This window comes from Rhizobium sp. LjRoot98, assembly GCF_964252935.1.
GTDB lineage: Bacteria > Pseudomonadota > Alphaproteobacteria > Rhizobiales > Rhizobiaceae > Pararhizobium.
This window is the reverse complement of record NZ_CAXUPW020000007.1, coordinates 28518-52957: the sequence shown is the minus strand read 5'-3', so window position 1 is coordinate 52957 and position 24440 is coordinate 28518. Positions and strand designations below refer to the sequence as shown.

Sequence of the window (24440 nt, the reverse complement as noted above, 5' to 3'; positions counted from 1 at the left end):
CGCGTTACAGAGCGCGCAGGTGCTCTCTCCATATTTCCAAGGGGCTGGTCGTGACGGTTGTGGCTGCGAAGTCATGACGGCATGAGGTTGTAAAACAAGAGGAAAATCCATCGGCTCGGGTTGTTTATGTATTTTCCTGTTGACTCATCTGGTGTCTGAATCAATAGTTCGGTGATAGAACGAATTAATTGAGGCGATTGTGAGCGAAACCCTGCGCATCTCCCGGAAGTTTTCTCAAAGGGCCGTGATGGAGGCGATCATCCAGAACGGACCGATCTCCCGCGCCTCGATTGCCAAGCAGACGGGGCTGTCAAAGCAGACCATTTCGGAAATAGTTCGCCAGCTGGAGCTGGATGACTGGGTGCGCGAGACAGGGCGCACCAGCGGTCATGTCGGACGCACCGCCGTCACTTATGAGCTTGTGCCGGATGCGGCCTATATCGCGGCCGTCGATCTCGGCGGCACCAAGATCAGGCTGGCGATCGCGGACCTTGCCTGCCAGGTCTTTGCCGAGGAAGTTGCCGCGACCGACCGGCGCGGCGGCCAGTTCGTGGTCAATCAAATCGCCGAGCTTTGTGCGCAGGCGGCGGAACATCTGAGCATTCCCCGTGAGCGCATCCGCATGGCCGTGATCGGTGCGCCCGGTGCGCCGGATGCCAAGACCGGCCGCATCTTGCTTGCCCCAAACATCTCGGACTTCGATACGATGAACGTGGCGGCTGCCTTCGAAAAGGCGCTCGGCGTCGATGTCATCCTGGAGAACGACGTCAATCTGGCGGTGTTGGGCGAAAACTGGCTGGGGCAAGGGCAGGGCATCGACAATCTCGCCTTCATCGCGGTCGGTACCGGCATCGGTGGTGGCCTGATGGTCGGCGGCCAGCTGGTGCGCGGCGCGATGAACGCTGCCGGTGAGTTGGGCTTCCTGCCGTTTGGCGCCGATCCCTTCGATCCGGAATCATTGCGCACCGGCGCTTTCGAGCGCGTCACCGCCTCGATCGGCATCATGGAGCATTATGCGGCGGCGTCCGGCGAAACAGCGACGGTGCCCGCTATCTTCGAGCGGGCAGCGAATGGTGATGTGCATGCCGCGGCGACCTTGGACGAGACGGCAAAATATCTGGCGCGCGGCATCAGCGCGATTGCGGCGATCGCCAATCCCGAAAAGGTCATTATGGGCGGCTCGATCGGTCTGCGCCTGGAGCTGATCGAACGCATCCGCAAATTCCTGCCAACCTGCTTCCCCTATCCTGTTGATATCGAGGCGAGCCAGCTCGGTCCGCGCGCGGCGATTGTCGGTGCGGCGGCGATCGGGCTCAGCCACCTGCACAACGCGCTGTTCGGCGCCGATGCTCCCGACAGCCGCCTGTCGCTGCCGCCGGCGGAGACGGTCACCTTCAAGGAGGCGCTGCGATGAGCATGTCCGACACTCTGACGGAAAAACTGCACGCTGCCCTCGACCGCGACGACGCGATTGCCCTGCTGCGCGGCGCGATCGGCGCCGAAAGCATTACCGGCAATGAAGCGAATTTTGTGGGTTTCCTCGAACGCCAGATGCGGGCTCGCAAGATCGATGGCATCGCAGTTTCGGACTTCCTGCCGGGACGGCCGAACATTCGCGGTGAGCTCAAGGGCGATGGCACCGGCAAGCGGCTGCTGTTCATTGGCCACACGGACACAGTCCATGTTGATGGTTGGCGCGAACATTGGGCGGGCACCGAACGCGAGGACCCGTTTGGCGCGCCGATCATCGACGGGCAGATCTGGGGCCGAGGTGCCGGAGACCTGAAGGCGGGTATCTGCAGTTCGCTGGCGGCGCTGAGCCTGCTCGATAAAGCAGGAATCAAGCTCAAGGGAGACGTTGCCTTTGCCTTTGTCGGCGACGAGGAAAGCGGCCAGCCGGGAACCGGCGTGTCCGCCGGGATCAAGGATTACACCGCCAGCATCGAAACGGGCGCGGTGGCAAAGCCGGATTTCACCGTCTATGTCGAGCCAACGCAGCTGGCAGTCTATCCGGCGCAGATCGGCTTCTTCATCACCGATATCAAGATCACCGGCAAATCTGCCTATTTCGGCGTGCCGGAGTTGGGCCGCGACGCGCTGAAGGCAAGCCATGCGGTCATGTCGGCTCTGTGGAAACATTCCGATGATATCTCCGCGCGGGCCGTGCATCCGCTGATCGGGCGCGGATTCCTGCTGATCACCGGCGTTTCCGGCGGTGGGTTCATCGCCGTGCCGGAAGAATGCTCGCTGTCGCTGATCCGCAAGCTTTTGCCGGGTGAATCTCTCGACACCGCAGCTGCTAAGCTGGAAAACGTTATCCGTGGCGCGGTCTCCGATCCGCAGATCAAAATCGAAATCTCCTATCCCGCTGGCCGCGATCATGCGCTCGGTGGCTCGGCGGCGGAGATCGATCAGCATCTGCCGGAGGTATCGATGCTTTGCGCCGCTGTCAGCGAGGCGATGGCCGGGCGGGGCACGATACAGGGCGCGCCGTTCTGGTCGGAATCGCCGTTCTTCGTCAACCGGCTCGGCGTGCCCGCCGTCTATTGCGCGCCGGGCGATATCCGCAACTGCCATACATTCGAGGAGCATGTCGATGTCGAGGAATATCTCGCCGGGATCGTGGCATTCGCCACCTTCATGGCGCGCTATTGCGGCATCGCGGAATGAACAACTGAAACAGCCATAATCTGAAAAAAGGGAACAGAAAGATGCTTATCAGGAATTTGTTGAATGCCGCGCTTCTGAGCGGTGCGATGATCACCGCAGCCCATGCCCAGACCGTCGGTCCGGCGGGCGAAACCGCGACGCCGAGCGCCGAAATCAAGCTGTCGGATAGCGATATCGCCAGCCTGAAGGGCAAGGGCTACAAGGCGGCGCTGCTCTGGCACACGTCGTCGGACTTCATCAACGCCGTTTCAGCCGGCGCCAAGGATGAGTTTGCCAAGGCGGGTGTCGACGTTGTCGTGACGACGGATGCAGGCTTTGATGCTGCCCGCCAGCGCAGCGATATCGAGACGGCGCTGGCCGCCAAGCCGAATGTCATTCTGGCTCTGCCGCTTGACCCGACGACCTCCGCCGAAGCCTTCAAGCAGGCCGTCACCGATGGCACCAAGCTGGTGTTCCTCTCCAATCTTCCCGCCGGTTACAAGCACGGCACGGATTATGCCGCGATCGTCACGGACGATCTGTTCCAAATGGGCAAGCAGGCAGCCGATGCGCTGGCGAAATCGATCGGCGGCAAGGGCAAGGTTGGCTACATCTTCCACGATGCCAGCTACTACGTCACCAACCAGCGCGACCAGGCCTTCAAGACGACGATCGAGAAGGACTATCCGGATATCAAGATCGTTGCCGAACAGGGCATTTCCGATCCGGCCCGCGCCGAGGAGCTGGCCAATGCCATGCTTTTGCAGAACCCGGATCTCGACGGCATCTACGTGACCTGGGCCGAACCGGCCGAAGGCGTGCTTTCTGCCCTGCGTGGCGCAGGCAATACCAAGACGAAGATTGTGACGCTCGATCTGTCAGAGCCGGCAGCACTCGACATGGTCAAGGGTGGTAACGTCGTCGCGCTGGTTGCCGACAAGGCCTACGAGCTTGGCCAGACCATGGCCGCCACTGGCCTGAAGGCCCTGTTGGGTCAGGAGACCCCGGCCTTCATCGTCGCCCCGGCGCTGACCGTGACCAAGGCTGACGTTTCCGAAGGCTGGAAGCAGTCGCTCAATCGCGATGCGCCGCAGTCGGTTCTCGACGCCGCGAAGTGATGTGCTGTGCCGGGCGGTACGAACCACCGCCCGGCGCATCAAACCGAGATTCTGGAGGAATAATGATGAACAAGCTGTCGATGATCCCGGCGGGGCTGGTTGCCGCGCTTCTGTCTGCCCACGCTTTGGCCGCTGATGGCGCGACCACCGGTCCGCACGGCGAAAAGCCGACACCGGCCTCCAGCTTCACGTTGACGCCGGATGAAGAGACGAAGATCAAGGACGGCAAGTTCACCGCCGCCCTCGTCTGGCACGAGATGAGCGAATATACCAACGCGGTCAACAGCGGCGCGCAGGATGAATTCAAGCGTCTCGGCGTCGAGGTTGTCGCCCAAACGGATGCGGGCTTCGATGCCGCGCGCCAGAAGGCCGATGTCGAGACGGTGCTTGCCAAGAAGCCATCGATCATCCTGTCGCTGCCGGTCGATCCCGCAACGGCCGGGCCGATCTACGATCCGGCGCTGAAGGCTGGCATCAAGCTTGCCTTCGTCGACAACTCGCCGCAGGGTTATGTGCAGGGCAAGGACTACGTCACGATCGTCTCCGACGACCTGTTCCAGATGGGTCACAAGGCAGGCGTCGCCATGGCCGAGGCGCTCGGGAAAAAGGGCAAGGTCGGCTATATCTTCCACGATGCTGATTTCTACGTGACCAACCAGCGCGACCAGGCCTTCAAGTCGACGATCGAGCAGGATTATCCCGATATGACGATCACGGCAGAGGCTGGAATGGCCGATCCGGCCCGTGCGGAGGAAATCGCCCAGGCGATGGTCACCCAGAACCCTGATCTAGACGGCATCTACGTGACCTGGGCGGAACCGGCATTGAGCGTGCTTTCCACTTTGCGCGCAGCCGGAAACACTCATACCAAGATCGTCACGCTCGATCTCAACGAACCGGCGGCGCTTGATATGGTCAAGGGCGGCGCAGTTGCAGCGCTCGTTGCCGACGAGGCCTACAATATCGGCGTCACAGCCGCACGTGCTGCGGCCGGATCGCTTGTTGGCAAGCAGGCCGAACCGTTCCTGGTGGTGGATTCGCTTGCGGTCACCAAGGACACGGTCAGGGACGGCTGGAAGACGTCGCTCAACAAGGATGTTCCGGCCACCGTCGCCGAAGCCATCAAGTAAGACCAGCGCCCAGGCGCAGATTGAAGTCGTCGCACCGGCCGCCGAGAATGCATGCCAGTGCCCGGCGGGAGCCACAGGTTCCCGCCCATACCCCAGCTCTTCGGAGGAGCCGCTATGTCCAGCGCCCCAAGCAATGCCGCCAACCCGGCGATGAGCATGATCAGCCGCATCAATATCCAGCAATATGTCGTCTATGTCGGTTTTCTGGCGATCTTCCTGTTTTTCGCCATCGTGCTGAAAGACAGCGGGTTCCTGACTGTGCGCAACCTGTCCAACATCGTGCTGCAGACCGCGCCGATCACGATCATGGCGATCGGCATGGTCTTCGTGCTTTCGGCCGGTGAGATCGATCTGTCGATCGGCTCGACCGTGGCGGTCGCCGCTCTCTCTGCCGCCGTGACGATGAATGCCTATGGCATGATCGCCGGTATTGCGGCCGGGATCGGGGCAGGGGTCGCCATCGGTCTCGCCAACGGTCTGCTGGTCGCCTATGTACGCTTGCCATCATTCCTGGTGACGCTGGCAACGCTGGGGCTGTTTGCCGGTGTCGCCCGGTCTCTCACCAACCTGCGCTCCATTCCCGTCACCGACAGCACGTTTACCGGCTTCTTCGGTTCCGGCTCGCTGCTCGGCATCCCGTCGCTGATCTGGTGGACCGTGATCGCCATCATCGCCGGGCACCTGATCTTCCGCGAAACCAAGTTCGGCGCGCATGTTCTGGCAACCGGCGATAATGCCCGCGCCGCCAGCGTCTCCGGCATTCCCGTGCCGCGCATCCGGCTTGCGGTGCTGGTCATCAGCGGCGCGCTCGCCGGCCTTGCCGGTCTGCTTTATGCCGGCCGTCTGCAGGCGGCAAAATATACGCTGGGCGAAACGGACCTGATGACAGTGATCGCCGCCGTCATCGTCGGTGGCACGTTGCTCAACGGCGGCAAGGGTTCAATCATCGGTGCGCTGGTGGGTTCGCTGATGATGGGCATGCTCAACAACGGTCTGATCCTGATGGGGCTTTCCGTCTCCGACCAGATGATTGTCCGCGGTCTCATCATTCTTGCTGCCGTCGCCGTGTCGCTGCGCGAAAAGCTGCGCTGAAGAAAGGATATCTCATGTTTCTCGACGTTCTGCGCCGCCGCAATCCGAAATTCCTCGAAGCCGCCATCGCGTTGCACCGGCAGGGCAAGATTCCGGCCAATGCCTATGTGCTCGATCTCGATGCCGTCGAGGCCAATGCCCGGGTCTTGAAGACGGAGGCCGACCGGCTCGGTTTGAAGATCTTCGCCATGACCAAGCAGGTCGGCCGCGCCAGCTCCTTCTGCGCCGCCGTGCAGCGGGGCGGCATCGACCGGTCCGTGGCGGTCGACATGGCCTGCGCCCGTGCCACCCACCGGGCAGGTCTTCGCGTCGGCCATCTCGGCCATCTGCAACAGGTGGCCCGCCACGAGGCCAAAGCCGCGGCAGCAGCCTTCCGGCCGGATTACTGGACTGTCTTCAATGATGACAAAGCGGGTGAAGCGGCTGACGGCGCCAGCGCAGCCGGCTATGTGCAGAACCTGCTTGCCCGCATCAAGGCGGAAGGGGATACGTTCTACCGCGGCCATGAGGGTGGTTTTGCCGCCGCTGATGTCGCTGCCGTCGCCGACGCTTTCGATGCGCTGGAAGGCGGACGCTTTGCCGGGATCACCACGTTTCCGGCGCTGCTCTTCGATCACAAGAGCGGTAAGGTCTTGCCGACGCACAATCTGGCGACGCTGACCAAGGCGGCCGAGGCGCTGGCAAAGGCCGGACGCACCGGCATCGAGGTCAATGCGCCGGGTACGACGTCTTCGGTTCTGCTGCAGGCGCTCGCCGATGCCGGCGCGACGCAATGCGAGCCCGGCAACGGTCTGCATGGCACGACGGCGCTGCATGTGGTCGAAGATTTGCCGGAGCTTCCGGCCGTCTGCTATCTCACCGAGGTCTCGCACCTTTCCGGCGGCAAGGCCTATTGTTTCGGCGGTGGTTTCTACATCGACCCGATCTTTCCTGACTATGACGTCAAGGCGATCGTTTCCGGCGAGCCGACCGTGGCTGCGTCGTCCCTGCGCAGCGTCGAGGTGCCGCCGCCTTCGGCGATCGACTATTACGCGATGATCGATGCGACGGGGCCAAACGCGCCAAAACCCGGCGATACCGCGGTCTTCGGTTTTCGCGGTCAGGCCTTTGTCACCCGCGCCTATGTCGTTGGCGTCTCGGGCATTTCCACAGGTATGCCGAAAGTCGAGAGCATCGAGAACGGCTTCGGCGAACCCCAATCCTGGCCGGTATAGGAGAATGACCATGAACACTCAGGCCCCTGTGCTGCAGCTCAAGGACATCCGCAAGAATTTCGACGCGGTTGTCGCCATCGAGAACTTTTCGCTCGATATCTATCCCGGCGAGATCGTCGCGTTGGTCGGCGATAACGGCGCTGGCAAATCGACGCTGATCAAAATCGTTTCCGGCGTCTACGGCCCGTCATCCGGTACGATCACCATCGAGGGCGAGACCGTCGCCATGTCCAGCGCCACCATGGCCCGGTCACACGGGATCGAGGTGGTCTATCAGGATCTGGCGCTGGCCGATCAGCAGACGGTCTACATGAACATGTTTCTCGGCCGCGAACTGACCAACGGCATCGGCCTGCTCGACCGCAAGACCATGATTTCCGAGACGGAAAAGCTGGTGAAGGAACTCGATGTGCGCATTCCATCAGCCCATGCGACAATCCGCGATCTCTCCGGCGGCCAGCGGCAGGGGGTGGCGATTGCGCGGGCCACTCGCTGGGCCAAAAAACTGATCCTGCTTGATGAGCCGACGGCAGCGCTCGGCGTTGCTGAAACCGCCAAGGTTGAGGAGATCGTGCAGTCGTTGAAATCGCGCAATATCGGCGTCTTGATCATCAGCCATAGCCTCGATCAGGTCTTCAAGCTTTCGGACCGTATTTGCGTGCTCCGCCGCGGCAAGCAGATCGGCATCCGCAGGACGTCGGAGACCAACAAGAACGAAATTGTCTCGATGATCACCGGCGTCAACTGACGCCGGAATTCATGCCGTCTTGACCGCCGGGGTGTTTGCCTGCGCTGGCGCGTAGGCCCGCAGGAATGTGCGCACGGCATTGCGGGCCGCACTGTCCAGTTCCTCGTCGGTTGGCGTGACCCCGAACAAGGTGCCCATCTGCAGGTCTGCGTTGACCAGCGCCAGGAACTGACGAGCCGCGACGTCGAAATCGTCGATCTCCAGCAGCCCCTTGTGCGACAGTCTGGCGAAAAGCGCCGCCAGCGCCGTGCCGATCTTGCCAGGGCCGTGCTGGCGCCAACTTTCAAACAGATGCGGATAACGCTCGCCCTCCGACTGGACGAGCTTGCGCAGGAATTTTCCGTCTTGATTGCAGATGCAGCTGCGGCTGAGGCGCACGGCAAAGCCGACGAGGTCATCTTCAAGATTGTCCGGCTTTTCTGGGAAGGTCGACAGGATGGTGAACAGCATGGCGTTTGCCCGGTCCATCACGTCCTCGACCACCGCGGTGAACAGATTATCCTTCTCCCGATAGTGATTGTAGACCGTCTGGCGCGACACGCAGGCTGCTGATGCAATCTCATCGATGCTCGCACCGGCAAATCCCTGGCGGCAAAACACCTCGGCGGCGGCTTCCAGTATCGACAGGCGCTTGGCGCATTGTCCGCGCTGGCTGTGGACGGACATCTTGGGAATGGGGTCATTCGAAGCTTTCATCAGCCCAAGATAATGCCTCTTGACGTTTTAGACAATGGTGTCTAATTTTACACGTGTGTCCAATTATATTGACATAAATTGCCAAGCGCGCGGATGTCCTCCCAAGCATTGCGTGCGGGCTTGAAACGTTTCCATTGAATCCCGTGAGGCAACGCGGCGCGAAACCGGTCAGGTTCCGTACCGCTGTTTTCTGAAAGATGATCCCATGACGTCCTCCTTCTTCCGGACTGCCCTCATCCTTGGCCTCTTGTCAGCCATCGGTCCTTTCGCCATCGACATGTACCTGCCGGCGCTGCCGTCGATCGGACAGGATTTTGGCGCGGAAAACCACGTCGTGCAGCTCAGCCTGCTCGCCTTCTTCATTTCCTTTGCGCTGTCGCAGCTGGTCTATGGTCCCCTGTCCGACATGTGGGGCCGCAAGGCGCCGCTCTACATCGGCATCGGCATTTTTGCGCTCGCCAGCATCGGCTGCGCGCTGGCGAGCGATATCGAAACGCTGATCGCCTTCCGTTTCCTGCAGGGCATCGGCGGGGCCGCCGGCATGGTCATCCCGCGTGCCATCGTCCGCGACATGCATACCGGCGTGCAGGCCGCCCGGCTGATGTCGCTGTTGATGCTGGTTTTCAGCATCTCGCCAATCCTGGCGCCGCTGACCGGCAGTGCCGTCATCGAATTCTACGGCTGGCGTGGCGTGTTCTGGGCCGTGATGATCGCCGCCTTCATCGGCCTCATCCTGCTGGCGACGCAATTGCAGGAAACCCGCCTTAGGGAACATCGTGCCGAAAGCGGTTTGCGCAGCGCCATGGCGGCATATGGCCTGCTGCTCAGGGACAAGAATTTCCTGACGCTGACCTTCATCGGCGGGCTCGGTATTTCCAGCTTCCTCGTCTATCTCGCCAACTCGCCCTTCGTGCTGATCGATTATTATGGGCTGACGCCGACGCAATACAGCTTCGCCTTCTCCGTCAATGCCGTGTCTTTTTTCGCGGTATCGCAGGCGACCGGCTGGTTCGGCGAGCGTTTTGGGCTTGTTCGCGTCATGCGGATTGCCGTAACGGCCTTTGCACTGACCATGGCTGCGATGGCCATCGTCATGAGCCTTGGTTTCAACCAGCTTCCGGTCATGGCCGCGTTCCTGTTCGTCGGCTACGGCTTCCTCGGCCTGGTCATTCCGACCAGCGCGGTGCTGGCACTGGAGGATCACGGCGAGATTGCCGGCACGGCATCGTCGCTGATGGGCACGCTGCATTTCGTCACGGCCGCCGTCGCCATGGTGATCGCATCGGTGTTCTTCGACGGTACCGCCGTCCCAATGGCCATGGGCATCGCGCTTTGCGCCGTTGGCGCGCTGTTGCTCACCCAGGCCACGATCGGCCGCCGCCGCGCGGTTGCCGCTGCCGAGTAAATCGGCATTCGCAATATCCTGGAATATCGAAGGCCCGGGGCGATGCTCCGGGCCTTTTGCAATTCCTGTGACCCGGTATTAACGCCCCATTATCCACAATGCCGGAAAAATTATGTGCCAGGAGGCATGTTTCCGAAGCCTACACATTGACGTTGTTTTCACGTCGTATACTATATCTAGTGTTCAAGGTTCCTCTGACTCGCAAGATTCGGAGGCTAAGAGGGAATGCGGTGCGTTCAGCCATTTTGGCGGGGCAAATCCGGAGCTGCCCCCGCAACTGTAAGCGGCAAGTGCCTGTTTCATTTCAAGTCACTGAAGGCATCGGTCTTCGGGAAGACGGAGCAGGCGCCACGACCCGCAAGCCAGGAGACCTGCCTTAAACAAAACGTCCACGGGCGGGGTGTCCGGAAGGTCGCGTGATGTGCAGCGGAATGACTCCGCTTTGTGTTGCGTTCTTCCGATGTCCGCCAAAAAAGGCTTCGGGGTGAAGGCATGTCAGTCAATCGAATTCGCAGACCACGAGATGCGGGATCGCGATCGGCGGTACACGCCTAGCCTGCTCGCCAGCTCGCAATGAAAACCACACGATCGGATCCGCGTGCAGCGGCTCGGAACCCTTTCGTGCGCCCGCAACATCACAGACCACGAGGACCATCATGAACATCACCGTCTACAGCAAGCCTTCCTGCGTCCAGTGCACCGCGACCTATCGCGCGCTCGATCGTGAAGGTATCGACTATCAGGTCATCGATATCTCCAAGGACGAGGACGCCTTCGCAAAGGTGATCGGTCTCGGATACCAGCAGGTTCCGGTCGTGATTGCCGGCCAAGACCATTGGGCCGGATTCCGGCCGGACAAGATCAGCGCGCTTTCTTGAGTACGGTCTGACGAGCGATGGGGCTGATCGTCTATTATTCCAGTCTGTCGGAAAACACCCATCGTTTCGTCGCCAAGCTCGGTTTGAAATCGGCCCGTATTCCCGTCAGCAGTGGCGCGAAAACGCCCGATGTGCGCGAGCCTTTCGTCCTCATCCTGCCGACCTATTGCGGCGATGATGGCCGGGGCGCCGTTCCCAAACAGGTGATCCGCTTCCTCAACGATGCGGTCAACCGATCCTTCATCCGGGGCGTGATCGCTGCCGGTAACAGCAATTTCGGCGAGACGTTCGGTCTCGCGGGTGACGTGATCTCACGCAAATGCGAAGTGCCGTATCTCTACAGGTTCGAGCTTCTGGGCACCGATGAGGACGTCGCCAACGTTAGAAACGGATTGGAACGATTTTGGACGTCTCAGAGACTTTGACGCGGAATGCGGGCGCAAAACCGCTCAACAGTTTTCCTCATTCCGCTGCCGAACGCCCTTTGAAGGCGACGGAAACGGCGATTGACTATCACGCGCTGAACGCGATGCTGAACCTCTATGACGACGAGGGGAAGATTCAGCTCGACAAGGACCGGCTGGCCGCGAAGCAGTATTTCCTCCAGCACGTCAACCAGAACACCGTGTTCTTCCATAATCTGCGGGAGAAGCTCGATTATCTGGTGACCGAAGGCTATTACGAGCGCGAGGTTCTCGACCAGTATTCGTTCAACTTCGTGCGCGACCTCTACGATCACGCCTATGCGAAGAAGTTCCGCTTTCCGACCTTCCTCGGAGCCTTCAAGTATTACACCAGCTACACCCTGAAAACCTTTGACGGAAAACGCTATCTTGAGCGTTATGAAGACCGCATCTGCATGGTGGCGCTGACGCTGGCGCAGGGCAATGAAGCGATCGCCCGTGACATGGTCGACGAGATCATTTCCGGAAGGTTCCAACCGGCAACGCCGACGTTCCTCAATGCCGGCAAGAAACAGCGCGGCGAGCTTGTCTCGTGTTTCCTGCTGCGGGTCGAGGACAACATGGAGAGCATCGCCCGCGGCATCAATTCGGCGCTGCAGCTGTCGAAGCGCGGTGGCGGCGTGGCCCTGTCGCTCACCAACATCCGCGAGGCGGGCGCCCCGATCAAGCAGATCGAAAACCAGTCGTCCGGCATCATTCCGGTGATGAAGCTGTTGGAAGACAGTTTTTCCTATGCCAACCAGCTCGGCGCGCGCCAGGGGGCAGGGGCGGTCTATCTGAACGCCCATCATCCCGACATCATGCGCTTCCTCGATACCAAGCGCGAAAATGCCGACGAGAAGATCCGCATCAAGACGCTGTCGCTCGGCGTTGTCGTGCCGGATATCACCTTCGAACTGGCGAAGAACAACGAGGATATGTATCTGTTCTCGCCCTACGACGTGGAGCGCGTCTATGGTGTGCCGTTCACCGAAATTTCGGTGACGGAAAAGTACCGCGAGATGGCGGATGACGCCCGCATCTCCAAGAAGAAGATCAAGGCGCGTGAGTTCTTCCAGGTGCTGGCGGAAATCCAGTTCGAGAGCGGCTACCCCTACATCATGTTCGAAGACACGGTAAACAAGGCGAACCCGATCGCCGGCCGCATCACAATGAGCAATCTCTGCTCGGAAATCCTGCAGGTGAGCGAAGCCAGCGAATACAATGATGACCTGTCCTACAAGACCATGGGCAAGGATATTTCCTGCAATCTCGGTTCACTGAACATTGCAGCTGCAATGGATAGCTCCGATTTCGGCAGGACCATCGAGACCTCGATCCGGGCGCTGACCGCCGTCTCCGACATGAGCCACATCTCCTCGGTTCCATCGATCGAGAAGGGCAATGACGATAGCCACGCCATCGGTCTTGGCCAGATGAACCTGCACGGCTATCTCGCCCGCGAGCGCATCTATTATGGCTCGGACGAAGGTGTCGATTTCACCAACATGTATTTCTACACGGTGACCTATCATGCCATCCGGGCATCGAACCGGATCGCCGTCGAGCGTGGATCAAGCTTCAAGGGATTCGAAAATTCGAAATATGCGTCCGGCGAATATTTCGACAAATATACCGAGAAAACCTGGGAGCCGGCGACGGAGAGGGTGAAGGAGGTCTTCGAAGCTGCCGGGATCCATATTCCGACACAGGAAGACTGGCTGGCGCTGAAAGCGGCCGTCATGGCGACGGGGCTCTATAACCAGAACCTCCAAGCAGTGCCGCCGACGGGATCGATCTCCTATATCAACCACTCGACCTCCTCGATCCACCCGATCGTCTCGAAGATCGAGATCCGCAAGGAAGGCAAGATCGGCCGCGTCTATTATCCGGCGCCGTATCTGACCAACGACAATCTCGACTACTATCAGGATGCCTACGAGATCGGGCCTGAGAAGATCATCGATACCTATGCGGCGGCAACGCAGCATGTCGATCAGGGCCTGTCGCTGACCCTGTTCTTCCGCGACACGGCAACGACGCGCGATATCAACAAGGCGCAGATCTATGCCTGGAAGAAGGGGATCAAGACGATCTACTACATCCGCCTTCGCCAGATGGCGCTCTCCGGCACCGAGGTGCAGGGCTGCGTGTCGTGCACGCTTTGATTTGAGGCGTCTCAGCCACGCTTGAGCCCGGAGCCCCCTCATCCGCCTGCCGGCACCTTCTCCCCGATGGGGAGAAGAGACACGCGGCTGGCGCCAGGTTCTCCTCTCCCCTCGGGAGAGGGCAGGGTGAGGGGCCGGGCGCTCCGTAAGATTTTATCGAGGAAAGACATCCCATGAACATCGCCATCAAGCCCGTCTCGCGCGTGCGCGCCATCAACTGGAACCGCATCGAGGACGACAAGGATCTTGAAGTCTGGAACCGGCTGACCGGAAATTTCTGGCTGCCGGAAAAGGTCCCGCTCTCCAACGACATCCCGTCCTGGGCGACCTTGCGGCCGGAGGAACAGCAACTGACAATCCGCGTCTTCACCGGTCTGACCCTGCTCGACACCATCCAGACCAGCATTGGTGCGCCAAAGCTGATGGAGGATGCGATCACGCCGCATGAGGAGGCTGTTTATTCCAACATTTCCTTCATGGAAGCGGTGCATGCGCGCTCTTATTCCTCGATCTTTTCGACGCTCTGCTCGACACCGGATGTCGACGATGCCTATCGCTGGTCGGAGGAAAACGAGCATCTGCAGAAAAAGGCGGCGCTGATCCTTGAACATTATCGCAATCTCGATCCGCTGAAGCGCAAGGTCGCCAGCGTCTTCCTCGAAAGTTTCCTGTTCTATTCCGGCTTTTATTTACCGATGTTCTGGTCGAGCCGGGCCAAGCTGACGAACACCGCCGACATGATCCGCCTGATCATCCGCGACGAAGCCGTGCACGGCTATTACATCGGCTACAAGTTTCAGAAGGGGTTGGAGCGGCTGAGTGCTGAAAGGCAGCAGGAGATCAAGGATTTTGCCTACGAACTTCTGTTCGAGCTTTATGATAATGAGGCCAAATATACCGAAACGCTCTATGACGGTGTAGGGCTGACTGAGGACGTCAAGAAGTTCCTGCATTACAACGCCAACAAGGCGCTGATGAACCTCGGCTACGAGGCGCTGTTTCCGGCCGAAGCCTGCAAGGTCAATCCGGCGATCCTTTCGGCACTATCTCCAAATGCTGACGAGAACCACGACTTCTTCTCCGGCTCCGGCTCGTCCTATGTCATCGGCAAGGCCGTTGCGACGGAGGATGACGACTGGGATTTCTAGACGGTTTCCCTTCGGCAGCTGGCTCACCGGGCGCAAGCGGCACACTTTCACGTGCGTGATGTCGCCTGCAAGGCAATTGTAACCGTAACGTACTCCCGTCCGACCGGAAAAAGCGCATAGGTATCTGGGTAACCGTTTGAGGCCTGCCTTAAACGGAGCGGTAAACTGACAGGCATGCATCCTCGGCCAAACCAGGTACCAGATCGATGTCGACAGACACGGCGCAGAAGGGTTTGTGGAAGCTGATGTTGAGGTTACCCGCGCTGCGCGGGCAGCTTCAGATTCTCAGTGTGCGGAATACGAGTTTGCTGGGCCTTTGTGACGCTTTCCAGGATGCAAGCTCCACTCTCGATTCCTTGAGAAAGTATCCGAACGCGGACAGTGCGATCATTCGCGAGTATGAGATACTGTGCAGCGAAATCGAGAGCGAAGTGATCGAGATCTGTCTGAGCGAACAGACAAAACCACGCTAATATACCGCCATATCCTTTTGTTTAGCCTGTATTTTTGAGCCTGCTCCAAAGCAGGACGCTTCTGTGCCAAATTATCACTTTTGAAACAGTCAACGGAATTTTTAGCGTTTTTGGGCGCGGTACTTCAGCAAAGGGCGGTTGACTGGCATGCGGATTTTGTGCGGTACTGTGACCTCAGGTTGAAAACTTGGGGGCAGGCATGAGCGGCGAGCGTAAAATCGATCGATCATTCTGCGAACATATCGACTTGGCGGAGGCGCAGGCCGAAATTGACCGGCTGCTCGCGGATTCCCGCTTTCAATCTCCGGAACGCAACCGAAATTTTCTGCGCTTCATTGCATCGGAGTATTTCGAAGGCAGGGCCGAGGCGATCAAGGCGTACACGATCGCCGTCGATGTGTTCGGTCGTCCAGCCAATTTCGATGCGTCGGTTGATCCAATCGTGCGCATCGAAGCGACCCGGCTGCGCGCCGCGCTGACGCAATATTATGAGGTTCACGGAAGCGACACCGGCATCCGCGTTGATCTTCCACGGGGCCGGTACGTTCCAGTCTTCTCCCGCATGGCGCCAAACGACATGACCAGCCCCGTGGCAGAAACCGCGGCGCCGGATTTATCTCATCATACACCAAGCTTGGAAAAGAGCTCGAACCTGCGGTTTTGGAGCGCCCATACCGGGCTCGCTTTGACCTGGCTGCTGGTCGGCCTTGGAAAGCATCGAGGCGGCCGGCGAGAAGCGCATCGATCATGTTGAATCCCGTCACCATCGGCAGGGGGGCCGAGATGGAGATTTCGCGCGCCAGACGGCCGGAGAGCGGCAGAATGCCAAGCCATTGCGAAAAGACGAGCTGCAGGATCATGGCGAGAAAGAAGGTCGGCATGGCGACGGCCGCGATGGAGCCGAAACTGCCGAGCTTATCCGGCCACCGGCCCTGTCGCGCCGCGGCCAGCACCCCGAGCGGAATCCCAATGATCAGTGCCAGACCCGTGGAAAAGACCGCAAGCTCCAGCGTGGCGGGAAGATAGGCCCGCAGGTCCTGAGCAATCAGTCGGCGCGACTTGTATGAAATACCGAAATCGCCCGTCGCCATGGCCGCCGCGAATGTGGCGAAGCGGGCGGGCAGAGGCGCGTCGAGATTTAGCTCCTGACGCGCCTTTTCAATCTGCTCGGCGGTGGGCCGCGGGCCGGCATAGAGTGCCGCGGGGTCCGACGGAACGACCTGTGCGACCACGAAGACCAGAAAGGTCACGCCCACCACCACGAAGGCAGAGAGGAGCGTGCGGCGAAGGATGTAGCGGAGGAGTTCCATCAGACCGCCACGCGCCTCTTACCGGCTCAGTTCGTTGACAAGGGCCACGTGTCCGTAGGCTGGATTGTCGGCGTAGCCCTTGATGTCGGAGCGGATAATGTGAACGTTGGGCTGGTCCAGCATGAAGACGGCCGCCGCATCGTCGATTATCTTGCGCTGCGCCTCAATGAACAGGGCTTCGGCGCGTGGACGGTCCGTGCCCGAAAGCTTCGCCGCTTCGTTGATCTTAGCGTCCACTTCCGGATTGGAGTAGTAGCCGAGGTTGAAGTTCGGCTTCTCTTCGGTGTGGAACAGGTTGAAGAGGTAGTCATAGGGGGTGACGAATGTCGGCCACCAGAACATGACGAAAATATCCTGGGCTGCTTCCGGGTTCGACTTGCCGAGCTGCCACTGGGCTTCCCAGGCCATTGGTTGAAGCGTCAGGTTGATGCCGAGCATTTCCAGATTGGCCTTCCAGAGTTCGCCGGCAACTGCCTCGATCGCCTGGGATGTCGAATAGGTCATCACCAGTTCGAGCCCCGGTTCGATGCCTTCCTCGGCAAGAAGTGCCTTGGCCGCTTCGAGATCGGTTTTCGGGATCGGCGCGTTGGCGTCATGGCCCCAGATACCGGCGGGCACCACGCCCTTGGCGCGGGTCGCGAAGCCGCTGGTTCCGGCGGCGATCACGTCGTCATAGGGGAAGGCGAGCGACAGGGCCTGACGCACTTTGATCTTGTCGAGCGGCGCGCGCTTGACGTTGTAGAGGCCGAACAGGGTTTCAAAGGACGGGTTGACCACCACATTGAGGTCGGGATTGGACTTCAGCGCTTCGAGGTTTTCATAGGGAAGGCTGTAGGTCCAGTCGGCCTGGCCGCTTTCGATCATATTCTGGGCGAGCGTCGTGTCCTCGGTGATTTCGAAGGACACCGTCTGGAAGGCGCCGTCCGGCACCTTGCCCCAATAGCCTTCCGCCCGGTCGAGAACCGCGCGCTGGCCAGGCTCATAGCGCGAAATCTTGAACGCGCCGGTACCGGCATCGTTGCCGGCGTTGAACCATGCGGCGTCCTTGTCGCGCGAGGAAGGGGCATAGATCCAGGCGGCGAAGCCGGCCGACGCGATGAGATCGAGCGGTTGTGGCTCGGAGAGCACGAAGACCACCTTCAGCGGCTCCGGCGTTTCGATAGAGGTGACCGGTCCCCAGATGAAGGAGGCACCGCCACCGATCTTTTTGGTGCGCTCGATGGAGGCTTTCACGGCCTCCGCGGTGAGTGGCGTGCCGTCGTGGAATTTGACGCCGTCGCGCAGGGTGAAGGCCCAGGTCTTACCGTCGGCGCTGACCTCCCAGGCGGTGGCAAGCAGCGGCTCGATCTTCGCCTCGGCGGCATCGGTCGCCGGGATGTAGCGCGTCAGGCCTTCATAGACATTGGCGAGTACCGCGCCGTCGTTCGAGAACGAGGTTGCGGGGTCGAGGTCGGGAAAGCTGGTCGGATAGGCGAGCGTGAAGATGCTGCCGGTGCCTTGCGCCATCGCAAAGTTAAAGCGCGAGGTGGCAGCGGTGGCAAGTGCCGCAAGCGCGGCGGTTTTCAGAAAATTACGGCGGTTCATGTCGGGCTCCCAGTGGATTGGTCTTGAGGGCGGACGATCAGGCGTCTTCTTCTTCTTCTTCATATCGCGGCACGGCAAGCGCATCGGCGGATACGCCCATCGGAGCAAAGTCGAAATCATAACCGAAGGCGCGCGGGCCGACGGAGGCGAGCGCGATCTCGCTGCGTAGCAGAACCGGCGCGGGCATGGAGAGTACATCGATACGTAGGCCGTAGCGGAGTTCTTCGGTACCGATGGCACGACCGGTCTCCGAATCCACGATACAGATCAGGTCCGGTACCATGGTGATGATGTTCTCGCCTTCGCGGGCGATCAGGTATTCGTTCTGGATCTCGATCGCGATCGCCCGCCCGTTGTCCTGGTCGAGCCCGGCAACGGTGAGCGTGCCGCGATTGAAGCCGGCCGCGATGCGCCGGCTGATATCCGTGACCTTGCCGCGCATCAGACGCACGCCGTCCGATTGCTTCAGGATCGCCTCCACCGGATCCTCCTTGGCGATGCGCGCGTTCAGAACCGCATCGCCGAGGTTCCAGGCCTGGCTGGTGGTGTGCGGCACACCGAAGCGACGCACGAACTCTCCCGACATCGGCGCCGTCGTCATCAATGCGGTGCAGCCCATGGCGATCGTGCTGGCGCGCAGCAGCTTTTCCAGCATCTTCGGCGTGGTGGCCTCGGTGACGATCAGGACATTGCCGTCAGCGTCGGCCAGCGCTGCCGGTTGCACCGGCTGACCATGGATGAAGAAGGTGGTCATCTGCACTTCCGGGAAGGCGCGGCCCATGCCGTCGGCATCCACCACCGGCAGGTCGACCATCGCGGCGGTCAGCATCGGCGAAAGGCCGTTGCCGCCGCCCACTTCGTCGCCGAGCAACGCATCGATTTTGCGGCCCATATGGTGCTCAAGCGCGCGGAGAAGCCGCACGCCTTCCGCACCCTCGGCAATCTTCTCGATGCCGACGGTCGGAGCGCCGATGCCGCCGATGCCGATGATCTGCGCATCGGGATCCATGTCGGCCGGGCGCACCATGCGGATGCGCTTGCCCTCACGCAGCAGCGCCTTGGCGCGCAGCGACGCATGATACGTGCTGCCGCCGCCGCCGGTGCCCAGGATGCCGCAGCCGATGGCGATGCGGTCGATATCCGCTTCAGTGAGTGTCCAGTACTTCATGCCCTGAGGTCTCCAATCACTTTCGCAGCGACGCGAACGGCATTGCCGGGCAGATAGGCCAGCGGCGTTTCCTCGATTTCGGCGAGCGTCGTCGTCTCGGCATCTGCGCCGGCCTCGACGGCGCGGGCGCGCGCCTCGGCAACGATGGATTCCAGAGCTATCTCGCGCGTGGTGCCTTCGAGCGAAACCACGCTGTCCACCTCGCCGGAGACTTGCGCGATCGCCGCACCGATTGCATTGGCCGAACCGAAGTGATCCGGCTTGAGCGAGACGGACGTGCCGTTCAGCAGCCCCTCGATCAGTACGGACCCGCCGCCGACGAGGATGGCGGGGATTGGGTCGGCACTCGGCTTCATCCGGTCCAGCACCGTCTCGATGCTGGCCTTCATCTGCGCCAGCATCTGACGGGCGAATTCCGGCGTGATGTGGCTGAGACGGCTGCGATCCCCGAGATCGACAAGGCCGACTGCGACGGCGATGTCGGTCGCCGTCAGTGTATCGCCGCCGAAGCAGAGCGCCTTTTCCGGCAGGCGGAAACCGACCGAATCCGGCCCGATGGTTGCAGCTTCGCTGGGGCGCACGATGCTACCGCCGCCAAGACCGAAAGAATAGACGTCCGGCACGCGGAAGTTGGTCGGCACGCCGCCGATCATTGCGCCTTCGCTGCGGGTGCGCGGGAAGCCGGCGACGAGCATGCCGATATCGGTGGTGGTGCCGCCGATATCGATGACGGCAGCGTCACTCAGACCGGTCAGGAACGCGGCGCCGCGCATCGAGTTGGTCGGGCCGGAGGCAATGGTGAAGACGGGATAACGCTCGGCAAAGTCCGCCGCCATCAGCGTGCCGTCGTTCTGCGTCAGGTAGAGCGGGCAGGCGAGGCCGAGTGCGGCGAAGGCCGAACGGAAGGCGCCGACGGTTTCACGGCCGAGCGTGTGGAGGCTTGCGTTGAGGATCGTCGCGCTCTCGCGCGGCAGGAGACCGGTGCGGCCGACGCGGTGCGACAGACTGATTGCTGCGCCCGGAATTTCCTCAGCAACGATTTCCGCGGCCTCGTTTTCCATGCGCGGATCGACCAGCGCGAAGACGGAGCAGATCGCAATCGCCGAGATACCACGGGCGCGCCAGCCGCGGCAGGCTGCTCGAACGGCGTCGATATCGATCGGCGCGATTTCAGAGCCGTCATAGTTCACGCCGCCGCCCACCATCGCCGCACCACCATCGACGATCGGGCGCAGAGTGTCAGGCCAATCGATCATCGGTGGAAGCGAGCGTGTTGCTGCCCCACAGAGCCGAAGGATTCCGACCTTCTCCAAATGCCGACCTTCCACGACGGCGTTGAGGAAATGCGTCGTGCCGATCATCACTCCGTTTACGGAGGTTGCGGCGACGCCGGCTTCTGCAAGAACCGTGCGGATTGCCGCGCTGACGCCCGAGGTCACGTCCGCGGTGGTCGAGGATTTTACCGTCGCCAGAACCTCGGTACCGCGCAGCAGCGCCGCATCCGTATTGGTTCCGCCTACATCCACCCCAATGCGCAGCATGGGTTACCCTTTCTTCTTACCGCCGAGGTCCGTTCCGCGGCTGATCGCCGTCGTCCTCGTGCCGAATACCTTGTAGAGTCGCAGCACGACCGAACTCGTCACGCGCTTGACGCCAGGCAGCTTGCCCAGCTCCTGGTCGATGAAATCGAGAAGTGCTGAATGATCGGACACAAAGAGCGAGGCGCTGAGGTTGGCCGTACCGCTGGTCGCGGCGAGATAGCCGATCTCGTCATATTCGGCGAGCAGGATGGCCACTTCCTCCAGCTTGCCCTGCTCGACCTCGATCAGCAGTTCGACCTGAACATCACGGCCGAGGGCCACTGGATCGGGAATGGCGCCGATGACAATCATCTTGGCCTGCAACAGTCCGGCAATACGGTTGCGGATCGTGCGCTCCGATACGCTGCCGATCCGGCCAGCGATTTCGGCGGCCGAAAGGCGCCCGTCTTCGGAGAGATAGCCGATGATCTCGCGATCCAGATCGTCAAGCAGGTAGCGCTGCGTCATTGCCGGTTCCCTATCGGCTTCGTTAGGATCAGTAAATTTCCGAAACGGAATTATGTCAAGAAAATTTCAGCCAGATAGGACCAGAATTCTCAAAAATTTCTCTGTTACGGGATTGTGGCTTCTGAAAATTGCCGAATCGGAAATTCAATCGGTGGACGGCCTGCCAAAAAAGTCATTCCCGACGAAATCCTCGTCGTCAACGAGGTGACGCACACGAAAGCAACCATCCGCGAACCGAAGGATTGAATAGATGGAGTGGTTGCCGCTCCGCCCAACCGCTAAGTCGAGGCCGCGGCTGGCTGTAACTCGATGCGAGTTTCTCCAGCAAAGCGATCGATGGTGCTTGAGAAGTCCCAGCGAGGCGCTGCATTTAAAGCGTGTCGCATTTAATCGCACTCATATCCTGCGGCTTTGAAGTGGTTTCTGTATCCTGTGAGGGAGAAGAGATTGCAGAATTGGCCGAGGGCGTGGGTGACGGCGTCGAAGTTGCACGCCGCCGCTTTCACATCAGCATCTTGAGAATGCCATCTCGATGCGGAAGAAAGAGTCGATACTCGGTATCGACTTCGTTCGATCTATATGCCGCAATCTACGTCCTTGTAGAGTAGATATTCTGTTTCGCTGAACCGGACGCCCGAATTATCGAAGCAGAAGCGCTTAGGCACGACCCGAAAAAGATACCGCTTCCCGCATGCCGCCGGGACATCGACCGAATACAATCGCGCTATGTTGGACGGCGCGGGATCTGTCCACTTTTTATGTCCGGCGAAGGAAATGTCTTGCAGGAGCGTCGCCGATCCTGAGCTGCCGACACCTCCTGCCGCTGCGGCAAAACCCGTTCCCTTCGCTTCATCAATCGTTGGATATTCCTGCTTAGCCGGTGGCCGGTGGACCATCGGCACGTCCATCGTCTCGAATGCCACGTTGAAGCGTACATCGTCGCGGGCAGGCACGTAACCGTAGCCGTTCAGGTATTTCCAAGAAAGGCTCAGGACCCTTTGCGCGCCGCCCGTGGTAGCGGGGCGAAAGCGCAAATTGGTGGAAAAGTCCGCTGGCACGAAGGTGTCACCGCCGCCGCCCGGGGGCGGGCATGGCGTGAACAGCGCCTTGTACCCACATTCGCTTCCACCGACGCCCCACGCACATTGGCTGAGACGCAACCAATCCTCGTCATTGAGTCCACTCACACCTTTCCATAGGTTGCCACCGTGCTCGGGTATCATCCACGGGCTGATCCTGCCCTCTCCGGAGGCGGAGGCCCATTCGGTCCTGTGGTTCTGCACGAGCGTGAGGGCTACCTTTTGCGCGAAGAGGGCTGCGTTCTGCATCATCGTCGCGTTCGGGATGACAGGGGTCTTCCCAGCGGCGTCGGCGGCGAAGCGGCGTCCCGACTCCAGCGTCGTAAGGCTGTGACAGCCCGAACACGGATGGCCGTCGATCAAGACGGACTTAGCGTCAAGCAGCGTGCCAGCATGGACAGCCGAATATCCCGAACCGATCACGCGGAACGGCAGTTCTTGCTTCGCGACGCGGGCCGGAAGAAAGTTGCCCATGCTGAACACGGCGCGCGGATCGTGTCTGCTCTTAAAGTAGCCGACTCTTGCCTGTTGCATGTGCGGATCGACAACCGTTGGCTTCTTGTTGTCATGACAGAGTACGCAATCAACCCTGGCGCTCCCGTCGTATAGGTTCTCCGCGACGCGCCGTCCGGCTAAATCACCGTATGTCGCTCCACCGGGCGGGGGGAACCGCTCCCTCCAGTCGAAGACGGAGCGGTCCTTCCGGCCGTCAAGGAACGCGATTTCGCCCGTGACGTCGTTGAAACCGATCGCGCTGTACCGGGAGAACCGCGGATCTGTCTCAGTCCAGTAGGAATCCGCCTCAATTTCGAGATTCTCGGACGACTTCCGGCAGAGGAACAGCCACTGTATATGGTCACGCGTGACCCGGCCGACCCTCGAGTTCAGTGCGCAGAAGGTCACATCCCCCGCGAGCGAGGGCTTGTCGCAGCGGTCAACGGCGGTTGTCCACTTCACCAGTCGGCCTTCGACGTTACGGTGCGCAAATTCGAGCGGAGCGTCTACCTTGGAAGGATTTGGTTCCAGCCTTACGGCGTTTCCGTCAACCTCGAGACCGACCGGTCTCGAGTTCAGACCCGTGCAGACCCCGTCCGGTATGGGGCCGAATACCGACCTAGCCTCGTCGCCGAATTTCGTCACCGGATCGGTGCTTGCCGTCGCCGGAGCCCACAGCACCTCGCCATTCCACTGAAGAAGAAGGTCGTATGGCGACACGGTTGGGGTGTCGGCTGTTGCGGCTTTTGGGTCAGAAGCTAAGAAGGGTCCCACTTCCTCGAGGTGCCCGGCATGCAACTCTCGCAGAACGGGGAACTCCAAGCCAATCAGTAGATAAAGCGCAACCGCAAACGCGGCGATGAGTTGGACGAGGCCCCCCAAGTTTCCTTCCCTCATTTACTGCTTGTGCGGATGATCAACGCGCGCTGGCCTGGATCCCGGACTGGAAGGGGGCGAGCTTTAGGACATTGAAGTTCATCGTTTTGCCATTCTTTTTGATCGTTCCGTATAACTTGGCCGTGTAGTCCGGTTGTACCGCGCTGACGCCGATCGTCTGAATGCTTACCTGGACCGTCAAAGCAACCTCGAAGGTGCCGTCTTCCCTCTTCCCAATAAGAATGCTGCTAAGAACCCGGGTGGCGCTGGAGTTGGTAGCGGCGAGGTTCGCGAACAGCGTCTCGAATTGCTTGGCCAGCGATCCTGCCGAAATGGAAAGCACGGCATTCACGTTGCCTGGGTCGCAGTGGAAGTACTGCCCCGTGTCCTCGAACAATGCGGCCAGCCCGATAAAATCACGATTGTCCATCCTCCATGCATATTGGGAGAGCAGGTCTATCACGTCGCGCCGTTCCTCTGGCGAGGGCGCAGTTAATGACCCGTTACGGTAGTCCCTCCAGGGCATCTCGCTTGACCCGGGGCATTCGTTGATCGCGAATGCGGGTGCGGCCGCAAACAACGAGAAAAGGGCTACAGTCCCGAAAAGCTTACATGCTTTCACGTTGGTCCCCTCCGTGCTGGCTGCCGAGGTCCGTCCCGTCCCCTGCGCCATGTCATACGCTATCAACGGACAGCACCAAACGTTCTCGCAGCATTA

21 protein-coding genes and 1 riboswitch are annotated in these 24440 nt (G+C 60.4%); of the genes, 13 read left to right on the top strand and 8 right to left on the bottom strand.

Annotation, left to right across the window (positions count from 1 at the left end):
• Positions 1-199 precede the first annotated feature (199 nt).
• From ACSQ3J_RS20955 to ACSQ3J_RS20925, 7 genes are all read left to right on the top strand, one after another.
• Positions 200-1414, top strand: coding sequence for an ROK family transcriptional regulator (locus ACSQ3J_RS20955; RefSeq protein ID WP_436040070.1), 1215 nt, complete (start codon positions 200-202; stop codon positions 1412-1414).
• A complete protein-coding gene (locus tag ACSQ3J_RS20950; protein WP_436040069.1) occupies positions 1411-2670 on the top strand; it encodes a M20 family metallopeptidase in 1260 nt (419 codons plus the stop codon). The genes ACSQ3J_RS20955 and ACSQ3J_RS20950 overlap by 4 nt, the downstream gene beginning before the upstream one ends.
• A 41-nt stretch (positions 2671-2711) precedes the next feature.
• Positions 2712-3767, top strand: a complete 1056-nt coding sequence (locus ACSQ3J_RS20945) for a substrate-binding domain-containing protein (RefSeq protein WP_436040068.1) — start codon at positions 2712-2714, stop codon at positions 3765-3767.
• A gap of 65 nt (positions 3768-3832) precedes the next feature.
• Positions 3833-4897 carry a substrate-binding domain-containing protein gene (locus ACSQ3J_RS20940; RefSeq protein ID WP_436040279.1) on the top strand — a complete coding sequence of 355 codons (1065 nt, stop codon included), beginning with the start codon at positions 3833-3835 and terminating at the stop codon, positions 4895-4897.
• 114 nt (positions 4898-5011) lie between these two features.
• Complete coding sequence (locus tag ACSQ3J_RS20935; RefSeq protein ID WP_436040067.1) at positions 5012-5989, top strand: ABC transporter permease; 978 nt, start codon at positions 5012-5014, stop codon at positions 5987-5989.
• 14 nt (positions 5990-6003) lie between these two features.
• Positions 6004-7203, top strand: a complete 1200-nt coding sequence (locus tag ACSQ3J_RS20930) for an alanine racemase (RefSeq protein WP_436040066.1) — start codon at positions 6004-6006, stop codon at positions 7201-7203.
• 10 nt (positions 7204-7213) lie between these two features.
• On the top strand, positions 7214-7951 hold the full coding sequence (locus ACSQ3J_RS20925; protein ID WP_436040065.1) for an ATP-binding cassette domain-containing protein: 738 nt from the start codon (positions 7214-7216) through the stop codon (positions 7949-7951).
• Positions 7952-7960: 9 nt separating this feature from the next.
• Here the strand turns inward: ACSQ3J_RS20925 and ACSQ3J_RS20920 are convergent, their stop codons facing one another.
• Positions 7961-8617: a TetR/AcrR family transcriptional regulator gene (locus tag ACSQ3J_RS20920; RefSeq protein WP_060509191.1), complete on the bottom strand. Its 657-nt coding sequence runs from the start codon at positions 8615-8617 to the stop codon at positions 7961-7963.
• A 235-nt stretch (positions 8618-8852) separates the two neighbouring features.
• On the opposite strand from ACSQ3J_RS20920, the gene ACSQ3J_RS20915 reads away from it, so the two are divergent.
• The 6 genes from ACSQ3J_RS20915 to ACSQ3J_RS20890 all read left to right on the top strand — a co-directional run bounded on the left by ACSQ3J_RS20915 (position 8853) and on the right by ACSQ3J_RS20890 (position 15162).
• Complete coding sequence (locus tag ACSQ3J_RS20915) at positions 8853-10052, top strand: multidrug effflux MFS transporter (RefSeq protein ID WP_436040064.1); 1200 nt, start codon at positions 8853-8855, stop codon at positions 10050-10052.
• Between the two features lie 169 nt (positions 10053-10221).
• Positions 10222-10445: riboswitch (cobalamin riboswitch) on the top strand.
• Positions 10446-10708: 263 nt separating this feature from the next.
• Complete coding sequence (gene nrdH, locus ACSQ3J_RS20910; RefSeq protein WP_037097908.1) at positions 10709-10930, top strand: glutaredoxin-like protein NrdH; 222 nt, start codon at positions 10709-10711, stop codon at positions 10928-10930.
• A 17-nt stretch (positions 10931-10947) separates the two neighbouring features.
• Complete coding sequence (gene nrdI / locus ACSQ3J_RS20905; protein ID WP_060506838.1) at positions 10948-11355, top strand: class Ib ribonucleoside-diphosphate reductase assembly flavoprotein NrdI; 408 nt, start codon at positions 10948-10950, stop codon at positions 11353-11355.
• A 59-nt stretch (positions 11356-11414) separates the two neighbouring features.
• Positions 11415-13541: a class 1b ribonucleoside-diphosphate reductase subunit alpha gene (gene nrdE, locus ACSQ3J_RS20900; protein ID WP_436040277.1), complete on the top strand. Its 2127-nt coding sequence runs from the start codon at positions 11415-11417 to the stop codon at positions 13539-13541.
• Between the two features lie 173 nt (positions 13542-13714).
• Positions 13715-14689 carry a class 1b ribonucleoside-diphosphate reductase subunit beta gene (nrdF, locus tag ACSQ3J_RS20895; RefSeq protein ID WP_436040063.1) on the top strand — a complete coding sequence of 325 codons (975 nt, stop codon included), beginning with the start codon at positions 13715-13717 and terminating at the stop codon, positions 14687-14689.
• 206 nt (positions 14690-14895) lie between these two features.
• On the top strand, positions 14896-15162 hold the full coding sequence (locus tag ACSQ3J_RS20890) for a hypothetical protein (protein WP_436040061.1): 267 nt from the start codon (positions 14896-14898) through the stop codon (positions 15160-15162).
• 371 nt (positions 15163-15533) lie between these two features.
• Here ACSQ3J_RS20890 and ACSQ3J_RS20885 read toward each other — a convergent pair whose 3' ends face one another.
• The 7 genes from ACSQ3J_RS20885 to ACSQ3J_RS20855 all read right to left on the bottom strand — a co-directional run bounded on the left by ACSQ3J_RS20885 (position 15534) and on the right by ACSQ3J_RS20855 (position 24185).
• The gene (locus ACSQ3J_RS20885; protein WP_436040060.1) at positions 15534-16472 is read right to left on the bottom strand and encodes an ABC transporter permease; all 939 of its coding nucleotides are present in this window, start codon (positions 16470-16472) and stop codon (positions 15534-15536) included.
• 18 nt (positions 16473-16490) lie between these two features.
• Positions 16491-18056, bottom strand: coding sequence for an ABC transporter substrate-binding protein (locus ACSQ3J_RS20880; RefSeq protein ID WP_436040059.1), 1566 nt, complete (start codon positions 18054-18056; stop codon positions 16491-16493).
• A gap of 37 nt (positions 18057-18093) precedes the next feature.
• Positions 18094-19224 carry a DUF917 domain-containing protein gene (locus tag ACSQ3J_RS20875; RefSeq protein ID WP_436040058.1) on the bottom strand — a complete coding sequence of 377 codons (1131 nt, stop codon included), beginning with the start codon at positions 19222-19224 and terminating at the stop codon, positions 18094-18096.
• Positions 19221-20765 (bottom strand): hydantoinase/oxoprolinase N-terminal domain-containing protein, encoded by a 1545-nt coding sequence (locus tag ACSQ3J_RS20870; RefSeq protein WP_436040056.1) that lies wholly within the window; start codon positions 20763-20765, stop codon positions 19221-19223. Before ACSQ3J_RS20870 ends, ACSQ3J_RS20875 begins: the two co-directional genes overlap by 4 nt.
• A 3-nt stretch (positions 20766-20768) precedes the next feature.
• Positions 20769-21272: an Lrp/AsnC family transcriptional regulator gene (locus tag ACSQ3J_RS20865; RefSeq protein ID WP_436040055.1), complete on the bottom strand. Its 504-nt coding sequence runs from the start codon at positions 21270-21272 to the stop codon at positions 20769-20771.
• A gap of 575 nt (positions 21273-21847) precedes the next feature.
• Positions 21848-23728, bottom strand: a complete 1881-nt coding sequence (locus ACSQ3J_RS20860) for a hypothetical protein (RefSeq protein ID WP_436040054.1) — start codon at positions 23726-23728, stop codon at positions 21848-21850.
• Positions 23729-23762: 34 nt separating this feature from the next.
• Positions 23763-24185 (bottom strand): hypothetical protein, encoded by a 423-nt coding sequence (locus tag ACSQ3J_RS20855; protein WP_436040053.1) that lies wholly within the window; start codon positions 24183-24185, stop codon positions 23763-23765.
• Positions 24186-24440: the final 255 nt, after the last annotated feature.